The organism is Pseudomonas sp. 1D4, from assembly GCF_001728925.1.
GTDB classification, from domain to species: Bacteria; Pseudomonadota; Gammaproteobacteria; order Pseudomonadales; family Pseudomonadaceae; genus Metapseudomonas; species Metapseudomonas otitidis.
The window spans coordinates 43,950-55,680 of record NZ_LXJQ01000044.1 but is presented as its reverse complement, the minus strand read 5'-3'; the positions used below and the strand labels follow the sequence as shown (position 1 = coordinate 55,680).

The 11,731-nt window shown below is 68.0% G+C and carries 13 protein-coding genes; 2 read left to right on the top strand and 11 right to left on the bottom strand.

Annotation, left to right across the window (positions count from 1 at the left end; all coding sequences use genetic code 11):
- The 4 genes from A7D27_RS20300 to A7D27_RS20285 all read right to left on the bottom strand — a co-directional run.
- Positions 1-467 (bottom strand): UbiA family prenyltransferase (locus tag A7D27_RS20300; protein WP_170832313.1); only part of this gene is annotated, 467 nt, incomplete at its 3' end.
- Positions 468-490: 23 nt separating this feature from the next.
- Positions 491-1,534 (bottom strand): heme A synthase, encoded by a 1,044-nt coding sequence (locus tag A7D27_RS20295; protein WP_069561886.1) that lies wholly within the window; start codon positions 1,532-1,534, stop codon positions 491-493.
- A 21-nt stretch (positions 1,535-1,555) separates the two neighbouring features.
- Positions 1,556-2,134: a hypothetical protein gene (locus A7D27_RS20290; protein WP_069565898.1), complete on the bottom strand. Its 579-nt coding sequence runs from the start codon at positions 2,132-2,134 to the stop codon at positions 1,556-1,558.
- Positions 2,109-2,879 (bottom strand): SURF1 family protein, encoded by a 771-nt coding sequence (locus tag A7D27_RS20285; RefSeq protein ID WP_069561884.1) that lies wholly within the window; start codon positions 2,877-2,879, stop codon positions 2,109-2,111. Before A7D27_RS20285 ends, A7D27_RS20290 begins: the two co-directional genes overlap by 26 nt.
- Positions 2,880-2,910: 31 nt before the next feature.
- Between A7D27_RS20285 and A7D27_RS20280 the strand changes: the two genes are divergently transcribed.
- Positions 2,911-3,114: a twin transmembrane helix small protein gene (locus tag A7D27_RS20280; protein ID WP_069565897.1), complete on the top strand. Its 204-nt coding sequence runs from the start codon at positions 2,911-2,913 to the stop codon at positions 3,112-3,114.
- Positions 3,115-3,120: 6 nt separating this feature from the next.
- Here A7D27_RS20280 and A7D27_RS20275 read toward each other — a convergent pair whose 3' ends face one another.
- From A7D27_RS20275 to coxB, 4 genes are read right to left on the bottom strand one after another with little or no spacing between them, the layout of a single operon-like run.
- Positions 3,121-4,008 carry a cytochrome c oxidase subunit 3 gene (locus A7D27_RS20275; protein WP_069561882.1) on the bottom strand — a complete coding sequence of 296 codons (888 nt, stop codon included), beginning with the start codon at positions 4,006-4,008 and terminating at the stop codon, positions 3,121-3,123.
- A 22-nt stretch (positions 4,009-4,030) separates the two neighbouring features.
- Positions 4,031-4,576: a cytochrome c oxidase assembly protein gene (locus A7D27_RS20270; RefSeq protein WP_069561881.1), complete on the bottom strand. Its 546-nt coding sequence runs from the start codon at positions 4,574-4,576 to the stop codon at positions 4,031-4,033.
- Position 4,577: 1 nt separating this feature from the next.
- A complete protein-coding gene (gene ctaD / locus A7D27_RS20265; protein ID WP_069561880.1) occupies positions 4,578-6,182 on the bottom strand; it encodes a cytochrome c oxidase subunit I in 1,605 nt (534 codons plus the stop codon).
- A 1-nt stretch (position 6,183) separates the two neighbouring features.
- Positions 6,184-7,311 (bottom strand): cytochrome c oxidase subunit II, encoded by a 1,128-nt coding sequence (gene coxB / locus A7D27_RS20260; protein ID WP_083265718.1) that lies wholly within the window; start codon positions 7,309-7,311, stop codon positions 6,184-6,186.
- A gap of 370 nt (positions 7,312-7,681) precedes the next feature.
- On the opposite strand from coxB, the gene A7D27_RS20255 reads away from it, so the two are divergent.
- Entirely contained in the window at positions 7,682-8,341 is a 660-nt protein-coding gene (locus A7D27_RS20255) for a hypothetical protein (RefSeq protein ID WP_069565896.1), read from the top strand.
- Between the two features lie 3 nt (positions 8,342-8,344).
- Here A7D27_RS20255 and A7D27_RS20250 read toward each other — a convergent pair whose 3' ends face one another.
- The 3 genes from A7D27_RS20250 to A7D27_RS20240 form a co-directional block, all read right to left on the bottom strand.
- Positions 8,345-9,874, bottom strand: a complete 1,530-nt coding sequence (locus tag A7D27_RS20250; protein WP_069565895.1) for a SulP family inorganic anion transporter — start codon at positions 9,872-9,874, stop codon at positions 8,345-8,347.
- Between the two features lie 66 nt (positions 9,875-9,940).
- Positions 9,941-10,672: a carbonic anhydrase gene (locus A7D27_RS20245; protein ID WP_083265717.1), complete on the bottom strand. Its 732-nt coding sequence runs from the start codon at positions 10,670-10,672 to the stop codon at positions 9,941-9,943.
- A gap of 289 nt (positions 10,673-10,961) precedes the next feature.
- Positions 10,962-11,666, bottom strand: a complete 705-nt coding sequence (locus A7D27_RS20240) for a carbonic anhydrase (protein ID WP_069561877.1) — start codon at positions 11,664-11,666, stop codon at positions 10,962-10,964.
- Positions 11,667-11,731 lie beyond the last annotated feature (65 nt).

Here is an 11,731-nt window from a genome sequence, read left to right as displayed (position 1 = left end):
CCGGCCAGCCCGCCGATGACGATGTTCTGCGGCGTAGCGCGCTTGAGGAAGCCGGTATAGAGCACGGCGTAGCCCAGCAGCGAGGCGAGGGTGAGCCAGGCCGCCAGTTCGTTGGTGAAGCGCAGCAGCAGGGCCAGGCCGGCCACCGCCAGCAACAGGGCAAAGGCCAGCGCTGCCAACGGCGAGACGCGGCCACTGACCACCGGGCGCTTGAGGGTGCGCGCCATGATGGCGTCGATGCGCCGGTCCACCACATGGTTCACCGCCGCCGCTGCCCCGGCGCAGAGGGCGATGCCGAGGTTGCCGAACAGCAGGACCTCCCAGGCCACGCCGGCGCGGGTGGCGAGGAACATCCCCACCAGGGAGGTGATGATCATCAGCAGCACGACCTTGGGTTTGGTCAGTTCCAGGTAGTCCCGCCAGGTGGCGTGGGCCCGGGTGTGTCCGTGCTGGAGCAGCGTGGCCATGGCGTCTCTCCTTCTTCTTGTCGTCAGGCGGGCTTGCCGGCAGGCAGGCGCAGGGCGGGGTCGCCCGGTTCGGTTGCCAGGGCTGGTGCGCGCACGCGGTAGTTCACCAGCACCAGGGTCAGCAGCAGCAGGGCGCCGCCGCCGTTGTGAGCCACGGCCACCGGCAGCGGCAGGTGGAAGAGCACGTTGCTGATGCCCAGCCCCACCTGCAGCGCCAGCACCGCCAGCAGCAGCCCGGCGAGGCGGCCGAGGCCTTCGCCGCGCAGGCGCCAGGCCAGCGCCAGCAGGGTCAGGGTCACCACCAGGGCGCCGAGGCGGTGGGTCATGTGGATGGCGGTGCGGGCGTCGCTGTCCAGTTGGCCGCCGAGGTAGTTGGGGCCGATGTGCTGGGTGAGGTGGAAGCCGTTGGCGAAGTCCATCGCCGGCCACCACTGGCCGTGGCAGGTAGGCAGGTCGACGCAGGCCACCGCCGCGTAGTTGGAACTGACCCAGCCGCCCAGGGCGATCTGCCCGATCACCAGGGCCAGGGCCGCTGCCGCCAGCCGCCGCAGGCCCGTGGGCAGGCTGAGCGCCGGCAGCGCGCCGGAGAGGCGCAGGCTGAGCAGGAACAGCAGGGCCAGGGTGGTGAAGCCGCCGAGCAGGTGGGCGGTGACCACCTGGGGCCAGAGCTTGAGGGTGACCGTCCACATGCCGAAGGCGGCCTGGGTGATGACCACGCCGAGCAGCACCAGGGGCAGGCGCAGGGGCTGGCCGTCACGCCCGCGCCGAACCAGGGCATGCACCGCAAGGCCGAGGATGACCAGGCCAAGGACGCCGGCGAAGTAGCGGTGGACCATCTCGTTCCAGCCCTTCTGCGCCTCCACCGGGGTTTCGGGGAAGTGGCGCTCGGCGTGGGCCAGTTGGGCGTCGGTCTGCGGCACGCCGATGAAGCCGTAGCAGCCCGGCCAGTCGGGGCAGCCGAGGCCGGCGTGGGTGAGCCGGGTATAGGCGCCGAGCAGCACCACCACCAGGGCCAGCACCGTGGCCAGGGCGGCGAGGGTGAAACCGGGGCGGAAGGTGCGAGGCATGACGGTCTCCTTCGGGCCGGGTCAGCCGATGTTGGACAGCTTCAGCAGGTGGCGCAGGTCGTCGAGCACGCGCTTGCCGGGCACCTGGCCGTCGTAGCGCAGTACCAGGTTGCCGTGGGGGTCGACGATCCACAGCTGCGGGGTGCCGCCGCCGCCGGCCTTGGTGTAGGTGGCCGGGTCCAGGCCGTAGCGGGCCAGGCGCGGGTAGTCGCGCTCGAGGGTCTGGCGATAGGCCTCGTCGAGGCTGCCGCCCAGGGCCAGGGCGTGGTCGGCGCGGTTGGCTTCGCGGCCCAGGCCGATGTTGATCTGCCGGGCGAGGTAGACCAGTTGCTGGCAGTCAGCGGGGCAGCCGGCCGGGGCGGTCACCAGCAACTGCCAGCGCTCGGGGGCGGCGGCGCCCTGCACGCCGAGGTCTTCGCGCTGCTGGCCGTTGCCGATCAGCGTGCCGTGGTAGCTGCGCCCGTCGGGCACCCAGAAACGCAGGTGGTACATGGCCGAGGCCAGCACCATGGGGCCGATCACCACGGCGAGGATCAGCAGCAGTTGCAGGCGCCCACGGGCGCGGTGCGGGCGTTCAGGCAGAGCGAGGGCTGGGTTCATCAGGAAGCTCCCGTGCTAGGCGGATGCCGAGGTAGAGGTACAGGGCACAGAGGGCGACGGCCAGGGCGAACCATTGCACGGCGTAGCCCAGGTGGCGTTCGGGGCCCATGGCCACCACCGGCCAGTCGGTGTCGTAGGCGGCGCTGCCGGGCTCCAGGCGCAGTTCCAGGGGCAGGCCGCCACGGCCGAGGCGCTGCCAGAGCGCGGCGGCGTCCACCTGGTTGATCAGTTGTGGCCAGTCGCGGCTGTCCACATGGCGCAGTTCGAGGCTGGTGCCGGGCGGGACGTAGGCCCAGGCATCGAGCACCTGGGCGGCGGCAGGGGTGTCGAAGGTCGGCGGGGTGCGGCGGTCGGGCCAGGGCAGCCAGCCCCGGTTGACCAGCACCCAGAGCCCGCTGGCCGGGTCGTAGAAGGGTTGCAGCAGTTCGACGCCGGGGCGGCCGTTGCGGGTGCGGTTGTCCAGCAGGAGGCTGTGCTGGGCGTCGAAGCGGCCCTGCAGACGCACCCGCATGAAGGCGGGGTCGGGCTGGCGTTCCAGGTCCAGCACGCTCACCGGGTCGGCCTGTCGGCGGGCTTCGTAGCCGGCCAGCAACTGGCGCTTCTCCTCGGCGCGGCCGAGCTGCCAGAGGCCCAGGCCGACCAGCAGCGGCAGCAGCAGGAGCACCGCCAGGGTGGGCCCCCAGCCGGGTCGGAAGCGCCGGGCCCGGGGTCGCCGGGTGCCCGGGTAGGGCTGGCTATACTGCACGACGTCCCCCTTCTGTCGACGGAGTCGCCCCATGCTCAAGGCGCTCATCCTGGTGTTGCTGCTGGCCATGCTGGTCAGCCTGTTCAGCGGCCTGTTCTTCCTGGTCAAGGACGCCGGCAAGGGCCACCGCCTGGTGAACGCCCTGACCCTGCGGGTGGTACTGGCCGCGTCGATCCTGGCGCTGGTGGCCTGGGGTTTCTACAGCGGCCAGTTGGTGTCCCACGTCACCTGGTAGGGCGGTTCAGAGCACGTAGACGAAGATGAACAGCCCGACCCAGACCACGTCCACGAAGTGCCAGTACCAACTGGCGGCCTCGAAGCCGAAGTGGTGCTCGGCGTCGAAGTGGCCGCGCAGGATGCGCACCAGCATCACGATGAGAATCAGGGTGCCCATGGTCACGTGGGCGCCGTGGAAGCCGGTGAGCATGAAGAAGGTGGCGCCGTAGATGCCCGAGCCGAGGGTCAGGCCCAGTTCGGTGTAGGCGTGCACGTATTCCTCGACCTGCAGGGCGAGGAAGGCGGCGCCGAGCAGGATGGTCAGGGCCAGCCAGATCTTCAGCAGCTTGCGGTTGTCTTTCTTCAGCGCGTGGTGGGCGAAGGTGACGGTGAAGCTGGAGGACACCAGCAGGAGGGTGTTGATCAGCGGCAGGTGCCACGGGTCGATCACTTCCTTCGGTCCGGGGAACAGCTTGGGATCGGGGGTGTTGAGCAGCGGCCAGGTGTATTCGAAATTGGGCCAGAGCATGTTGGCCACGCCCTTGTCCCCCTCACCACCGAGCCAGGGGCCGGCCCACATGCGGATGTAGAACAGGGCACCGAAGAAGGCGGCGAAGAACATCACCTCGGAGAAGATGAACCAGCTCATGCCCCAGCGGAACGAGCGGTCCATCTGCGGGCTGTAGAGCCCGCCCCGGCTCTCGCGGATCACCGCGCCGAACCAGCCGAACAGCATGTAGGCCAGGCACAGGCTGCCGATGAAGAAGATCAGCGGGCCGTTGGACTCGGGCCGCGCGGCCTTGAGGTCGTTGAACCAGGTGCCCAGTCCGTAGACGGTCACGAGCATGCCGATGGTGGCGATGATCGGCCATTTGCTCTGGGCGGGGACGTAGTACTGCTCGTGGCTAGCCATCGTGTCGTTCTCCTTGCGCGCCTCAGTTGCTGGCGACTGGCGGCTTGCGGGCGGTGATGTCGAACAGCGTGTAGGCGAGGGTCAGGTGGTGCACGTCCGCCGGCAGGTCGCGGTCGACGATGAAACGCACCGGCATCTCGATGCGTTCACCCGGCTGCAGCACCTGCTGGGTGAAGCAGAAGCACTCGGTCTTGTGGAAATAGGCGGCGGCCTTGGAGGGCGAGATGCTGGGGATCGCCTGGGCGCTCATCGGCTTGTCGGTGGTGTTGTGGGCGATGAACAGCATTTCGTTGCTGGCCCCCGGGTGCACCACCAGGTCGTCCGCCTTGGAGCGGAACTCCCAGGTCATGTCCGCCGCGTTGGTGGCGAGGAACTGCACGCGCACCTGGCGCTTGTCGTCCTGCACCTGGCTGCCTTCGTAGGCGCTGGCGTTGGTCTTGCCGTTGATGCCGAAGGCGACGCACATGACGTCGTAGATCGGCACCAGGGCGAAACCGAAGCCGAACATCGCCACCACCAGCACCAGCAGGCGCTGGATCAGGCGGCGGGTTCCCAGCTCGCCGTCCATGTCACTTCACCTCGGGCGGGGTGCTGAAGGTGTGGTACGGCGCCGGCGAGGGCACGCTCCATTCCAGCCCCTCGGCACCGTCCCAGGGCTTGGCCGGGGCGGGTTTGCCGCCACGGATGCACTTGATGACGATGAACAGGAACAGCAACTGGGTGGCGCCGAAGGTGAAGGCGCCGATGGAGGAGACCATGTTGAAGTCGGCGAACTGCAGGTTGTAGTCGGGGATGCGCCGGGGCATGCCGGCCAGCCCCACGAAGTGCATGGGGAAGAAGGCGAGGTTCATGCCGATGAAGCTCATCCAGAAATGCAGCTTGCCGAGGGTCTCGTCGTACATGTGGCCGGTCCACTTGGGCAGCCAGTAGTAGGCCGAGGCGAAGATGCCGAAGATGGCGCCGGGCACCAGCACGTAGTGGAAGTGCGCCACCACGAAGTAGGTGTCGTGGTACTGGAAGTCCGCCGGGGCGATGGCCAGCATCAGCCCGGAAAAGCCGCCGATGGTGAAGAGGATGACGAAGGCCACGGCGAACAGCATCGGTGTCTCGAAGGTCATCGAGCCCTGCCACATGGTGGTCGCCCAGTTGAACACCTTCACCCCGGTGGGCACGGCGATCAGCATGGTGGCGTACATGAAGAACAGCTCGCCGGTGAGCGGGATGCCCACCACGAACATGTGGTGCGCCCAGACGATGAAGGAAAGGAAGGCGATGGAGGCGGTGGCGTAGACCATCGAGGTGTAGCCGAACAGCGGCTTGCGGGCGAAGGCCGGGATGATCGAGCTGACCGCGCCGAAGGCGGGCAGGATCATGATGTACACCTCGGGGTGGCCGAAGAACCAGAACACGTGCTGGAACAGCACCGGGTCGCCACCCCCCGCCGCGTTGAAGAAGCTGGTGCCGAAGTGGATGTCCATCAGCATCATGGTCACGCAGCCGGCCAGCACCGGCATCACCGCGATCAGCAGGAAGGCGGTGATCAGCCAGGTCCAGACGAACAGCGGCATCTTCATCAGGGTCATGCCCGGGGCGCGCAGGTTGAGGATGGTGGCGATCACGTTGATCGCGCCCATGATCGAGCTGATGCCCATGAGGTGGATGGCGAAGATGAAGAAGGTGACGCTCTCCGGCGCATAGGTGGTGGACAGCGGGGCGTAGAAGGTCCAGCCGAAGTTGGGCCCGCCGCCGGCGCTGAACAGGGTGCTGATGAGCAGGCCGAAGGCCGCCGGCAGCAGCCAGAAGCTGAAGTTGTTCATGCGCGGCAGGGCCATGTCCGGCGCGCCGATCATCAGCGGGATCATCCAGTTGGCCAGGCCGACGAAGGCCGGCATCACCGCGCCGAAGACCATGATCAGGCCGTGCATGGTGGTCATCTGGTTGAAGAACGCCGGTTCGACGATCTGCAGGCCGGGCTGGAACAGCTCGGCGCGGATCACCATGGCCATGGAGCCGCCCAGCAGGAACATGGCAAAGGCGAACCACAGGTACAGGGTGCCGATGTCCTTGTGGTTGGTGGTGAGCACCCAGCGCATCAGGCCCTTGGCCGGGCCGTGGTGGTGATCATGCCCGGCATGATCGTGGCCATCGTGGCCCGGATCGATCACTGCACTCATGTCATTTCTCCTCGGCTTGTTTGAGGGCCAGGACTTCCTTGGGCGTGACCATGTCGCCCGTGTTGTTGCCCCAGGCGTTGCGCTCGTAGGTGATCACGGCGGCGATATCGACTTCCGAAAGCTGTTTGCCGAAGGCGGCCATGGCGGTGCCGGGCTTGCCGTGGAAAACGATGTCGAGGTGGCCTTCCTTGGGCCCGGTGGCGATCTTCGACCCCTTCAGCGCCGGGAACATGGGCGGCATGCCCTGCCCCTCGCCCTGGTGACAGGCGGCGCAGGCGGTGTGGTAGACCTTGTCGCCGCGGGCCACCAGTTCGTCGAGGGTCCAGTCCTTCTCGGTCAGTTCCTTGACCTTGGCCACCTCGGCCTTGCGCTCGGCGAGCCAGACGGCGAAGTCTTCGCGGGACTTGGCCTCGACCACGATGGGCATGAAGCCGTGGTCCTTGCCGCACAGCTCGGCGCACTGGCCGCGGTAGAGGCCGGGCTTGTCGATGCGCGTCCAGGCCTCGTTGACGAAGCCGGGGATGGCATCGCGCTTGACCGCCAGCGCCGGCACCCACCAGGAGTGGATGACGTCGGCGGCGGTGATCAGGAAGCGCACCTTGGTGCCCACCGGAATCACCAGCGGCTCATCCACCTCCAAGAGGTAGTGCTCGCCCTTGTCGGCCTTGTTCTGGATCTGCTCGGCGGGCGTGGCCAGGTTGCTGAAGAATTCGACGTCCTGGCCCAGGTACTTGTAGTTCCACTTCCACTGGTAGCCGGTGATCTGGATGTCCAGCTCCGACTCGGAGGTGTCGTAGATCTTGATCAGGGTGCGGGTGGCCGGCACCGCCATCGCCACCAGGATCACGAAGGGCACGACGGTCCAGAGGATCTCCACCGTGGTGCTTTCGTGGAAGTGGGAGGGCTCCTGGCCGGTGGAACGGCGGTGGACGAGCATCGACCAGAACATCACGCCGAAGACGATCACGCCGATCACGACGCAGATCCAGAAGATCGTCATGTGCAGGTCGAATACGCTCTGGCTGACCTCCGTAACGCCGGGCGACATGTTGACCGTCCAGGCCGCTTGAACCGGAGTCAACGTCAACCACAGCAGGAATCCCATCCAGGCACGCGGATGTCGCATCATTGCGGGTTCCCCTTATCGTTCTTGTTCTTCCCGCCGGCTGGGCCAGCGGCTGGGGGACGGTCGTCAATACGGCTGACTTTAACGGCCGACCTCTAGCACGTGGTGCACAGTCGGGTGTCATCAGGTAACGCCTTCGGGTCGGAGTATAGACAGGGGGACCGACCTGGCAATCAGCGGGGAAACTTATCCTGTGCGGAACGTTCGCAGCGGCGCAGGCCGCGCCGGGCGTGGCTTCGCTGGTAAAGTAAATGGGAGCCGTTATCGCTTGGATGCATAAGCGTTAAGCGATTATGACAATCCGGTCTTAGCCGCCGACCCCGGCAGGCTAAGGTCTGTTCTTCCCATCCCATGTCCTGAATCAGGAGCAGTCATGAACACCCTCGCCCTGCGCGAACTGATCCGCCAGGCCCACGCCCAGGAAGCCGCCCACGGCCATCTGGCGCGCCTGCTCGATGCCCAACTGTCCCGCCTGCACCCGGCCATCCGCCTGCCCGGCAGCGATGCCCACGGGGTGCTCTCGCGCTTCGTCGCGGCCTACATCGACCAGGTGCCGGACGTGCTCGACGCCGCCGCCAGCGTCGCGGCCGAGGCCGGTATCGAGGCGGAGGTGAAGCCGGTGCTGAAGGTGGCCGAGCACTTCTTCCTGCAGCCTCCCAGCGTGGTGGAGGGACACGAAGGGCTGGACGGCCTGCTGGACGAAGCCTACCTGGCCCATCGTCTGGTGGAAGAGGTGAACGACCGCTACATCGCCCACCTGGGCGAGCCGCTGATCCCGCTGGACACCACAGTGGCCAACCTGGTCGCCCACCAGCTCATCGGCGAGCCCTTCGCCAACCAGCTGGACGAGGCCGTCCACCTGGCGGTGGACGGCATGCTGGACCCGGGCGTGTTCCAGCGCGAGTCGGTGCAGCAGTACCGCGCGCGGCTGCACGACCCTAAGGTGGAGGCGGCGTGGAAGCGCTGGCCCTGCCTGTCGCGCCAGCTCGGCGTCGAGCTGCAACTGGACCCGGCACCCTGCGCCATCGCCTGACCCTCAGACCGTCCGCCCCCGCAGGCTCAGCCGTCGCCCCTCCAGGCGCCGGTTGAGCCCGCGCGCTTCGATGCACAGCCCGCCGCCCTGGCGCTCGGCGTTGCGGCCCCAGTCCTGCAGCAGCTCCATGCAGGCGTGGTCGATGTAGCTGAGCCGGTCCAGCGGCACGTGCAGTCGCATGCTCGGCGCCACACCCTCCAGGGTCGCCGCCAGTTGCGGCACCCGCAGGAAGGTGGCCGCGCCCATCAGACGCAGTTCTGCCTCGTCCGGACCGATGGGCACCAGGGCGACCTTCAGCCGGGAGGCCTTCCAGGCCAGCTTGGCCAGGGTCAGGCCGAAGCCGATCAGCACCCCGCTGAGCAGGTCGAAGGCGACGATGCCCAGCGCCGTGGCGGCATGGATCGCCAAGGGTGCGCGCCCATAGCGGCCGAGGCCGCGCAGGCTCTTGAGGTCCACCAGCTTGATGCCCGTGTAGACCAGCACACCGGCCAGGCTGGCGATGGGGATCTGCTGCAGCAGGCCCGGCAGCAGCGCCACCAGGGCCAGTAGCCAGGCGCCGTGCAGCACGGCCGAGAGACGGGTCCGCGCGCCGGCCTGGACGTTGGCCGAGCTGCGCACGATTACCCCGGTCATCGGCAGGGCGCCGAGCACCCCGCACAAGAGGTTGCCAATGCCCTGGGCCGACAGCTCGCGGTCCAGGTCGGAGCGCGGGCCGCTGTGCATGCGGTCCACCGCTGCTGCGGAGAGCAGCGTCTCGGCACTGGCGACGAAGGCCAGCACCAGCGCCACCAGCAGCAGTTGCGGGTCGGCCAGGCGCAGCAGGTCCGCCGGCTGCAGCCAGTCGATGGCCTCGCCGAGGGTGGCCGGTACCTGCACACGGTTCACCTGCAGGTCGAGGCCGCTGGCCACCAGGGTGGCGAGGCCGACGCCGATCAGCGCACCGGGCAGGAAGCGCAAAATCCCCGGACGCCAGCGCTCCCAGGCCAGCATCACCAGGATGGTACCGAGCCCCAGCAGGGCGGCATCGAGGCCGCCACCCGGGCCGAACAGGCGGGCCGCCTCCAGCAGGGTCGCCGGGAAGGCCAGCAGGTTGTCCAGGCCCGAGGCCTGGGGGCTGGCGTCGAACATCACATGGACCTGGGACAGCACGATGAGGATGCCGATGCCGGCCAGCATCCCCTGCACCACCGCCGGTGCGGTGACGCGGAACCAGCAGCCCAGGCGCAGGCTGCCGGCCAGCAGTTGAAGGGCACCGGCCAGCACCAGGACCGGCCCGAGCATGGCCACGCCGTGCTCGCGAACCAGTTCGAAGACCAGCACGGCCAGCCCGGCCGCCGGGCCGCTGACCTGCAGCGGCGAGCCGGCCAGCCAGCCCACCACCAGGCCGCCGATGATGCCGGTGACCAGGCCCTTGGCCGGCGGCATGCCGGAGGCGATGGCGATACCCATGCACAGCGGCAGGGCGACGAGGAAGACCACCACCGAGGCGAGCACCTCCCGTGGCAATGAGTTCTTGAGTTCAGCAAGGCGCATGGCGTGTTCTCCTGAGCGCAGCATGGGGTACGGCGGCCCAGCGGGCGCCGTGGCAAGGGACGGGCGTCAGGACGCCAGGTAGCGGGGACGCGGGGTGGCCATGCTCGCGCTGGCCTCCTCCAGCGGGCGGAAGCGGCCCGTCTCGGCGTCGTAGGCGCGGATGGCAGCGGTCTCGATGTCGTAGACCCAGCCATGGATGAACAACTGCCCGGCCGCCAGGCGCGCAGCGACGGCCGGGTGGGTGCGCAGGTGGTCCAGTTGGGCCACCACGTTCTCCTCGGTGAGCACGCCAAGGGTGTCGTGCCCGGCGCAGTCGCAGTTGCGCTCCACCAGGCTGCGGGCCACCTCGGCATGGCGCAGCCAGGCACGCACGGTGGGCATGCGGCCGAGGCTCTCGGGGGCCAGCACCGCCTTCATGGCGCCACAGTCCGAATGGCCGCAGACGATGATGTGCTGCACGCCGAGGGCCAGCACGGCGTATTCGATGGCGGTGGAGACGCCGCCATTCATCTGTCCGTAGGCCGGCACCAGGTTGCCGACATTGCGGGTGACGAACAGGTCGCCGGGCGAGCTCTGGGTGATCAACTCCGGGACGATGCGCGAATCGGCGCAGGTGATGAACATGGTGCGTGGAGCCTGGCTGCGTGCCAGACGCTGGAACAGCGCCTGCTGTTCGGGGAACGCCTGCTCCCGAAAGCGTCGGCAGCCGTCCACCAGCGCGGCGAAGGTGGCCTCGGCGGGGGTGTCACCGAGGCCGGCAGACTGCCCGGGTCGAATGCTGAGAATGTCCTGTTTCATGGGTCCTCCTGAAGGTCGGATGGGCGTCATGCCCAGTGCTCCGCCACGGGTTGGCGGATGGCGCTTCAACTAGGCGGTCGGAGCCCCTACAGACCTTAAACACGAGCCTTAACCCAACCTGAATAGGCCGCTCTGGCACGCAACTTACAGACGAGCGGAGGATGGCACGCCGCCAGCCCCGGCCAGGGACGCGGCGTGCCGGGCAGGGCGCGGAACGGAGGGGACGCAACGAAGAACAGGAGGCGGGAAGGAACAGGCCAGGCCCCGGCCGCAGCCGGGGCGCCAGGGCTTACAGGTAGCGGGCGCGGGGCGTGGCCATTGGCAGCGGGCCATCGCCGATGGTGCGGAAGCGGCCGCTCTCGGCGTCGTAGGCACGGATGGCGGCGGTCTCGATGTCGTAGACCCAGCCGTGGATGAACAACTGGCCGCTGGCCAGGCGTGCGGCCACCGAGGGGTGGGTGCGCAGGTGGTCCAACTGGGCCACCACGTTCTCTTCGGTCAGCACACCGAGGGTCTCGTGGTTGGCGCAGCCACAGTTCTCGGCGACCACGGTACGGGCCACTTCGGCATGGCGCAGCCAGGCCTTGACGGTGGGCATGCGCTTCAGTTGCTCGGGGTTGAGCACCGCCTTCATGGCGCCGCAGTCGGAGTGGCCGCAGATGATGATGTGGTGCACGCCGAGGGCCATGACGGCGAACTCGATGGCGGTGGAAACGCCACCGTTCATCTGCCCATAGGGCGGCACCACGTTGCCGACGTTGCGGGTGACGAACAGGTCGCCGGGGGAGCTCTGGGTGATCAGCTCCGGGACGATGCGCGAGTCGGCGCAGGTGATGAACATGGCGCGGGGTTTCTGCTCATGGGCCAGACGTTTGAACAGCTCTTCCTGCTCCGGATAGACCTGGTCGCGGAAGCGCTGAAAACCTTCGACGATGTTGCGCAGCGCTTCTTCGGCGCTTTCTTGGGGTTGCGGGGTATCGTGCTCGTCGCTCATGCCGACCTCATTCGCCTTAGGACTCTGTAGGGGTAGGTGGGATTACTTTACCGACACGGTAGGAT

Coding starts and splice junctions, on each gene's coding strand:
- A7D27_RS20295 (WP_069561886.1), bottom strand. CDS start 1,534: ATGCCTCGCACCTTCCGCCCCGGTTTCACCCTCGCCGCCCTGGCCACG.
- A7D27_RS20270 (WP_069561881.1), bottom strand. CDS start 4,576: ATGGACGGCGAGCTGGGAACCCGCCGCCTGATCCAGCGCCTGCTGGTG.
- A7D27_RS20280 (WP_069565897.1), top strand. CDS start 2,911: ATGCTCAAGGCGCTCATCCTGGTGTTGCTGCTGGCCATGCTGGTCAGC.
- A7D27_RS20245 (WP_083265717.1), bottom strand. CDS start 10,672: ATGAAACAGGACATTCTCAGCATTCGACCCGGGCAGTCTGCCGGCCTC.
- ctaD (WP_069561880.1), bottom strand. CDS start 6,182: ATGAGTGCAGTGATCGATCCGGGCCACGATGGCCACGATCATGCCGGG.
- coxB (WP_083265718.1), bottom strand. CDS start 7,311: ATGATGCGACATCCGCGTGCCTGGATGGGATTCCTGCTGTGGTTGACG.
- A7D27_RS20290 (WP_069565898.1), bottom strand. CDS start 2,134: ATGAACCCAGCCCTCGCTCTGCCTGAACGCCCGCACCGCGCCCGTGGG.
- A7D27_RS20255 (WP_069565896.1), top strand. CDS start 7,682: ATGAACACCCTCGCCCTGCGCGAACTGATCCGCCAGGCCCACGCCCAG.
- A7D27_RS20250 (WP_069565895.1), bottom strand. CDS start 9,874: ATGCGCCTTGCTGAACTCAAGAACTCATTGCCACGGGAGGTGCTCGCC.
- A7D27_RS20240 (WP_069561877.1), bottom strand. CDS start 11,666: ATGAGCGACGAGCACGATACCCCGCAACCCCAAGAAAGCGCCGAAGAA.
- A7D27_RS20275 (WP_069561882.1), bottom strand. CDS start 4,008: ATGGCTAGCCACGAGCAGTACTACGTCCCCGCCCAGAGCAAATGGCCG.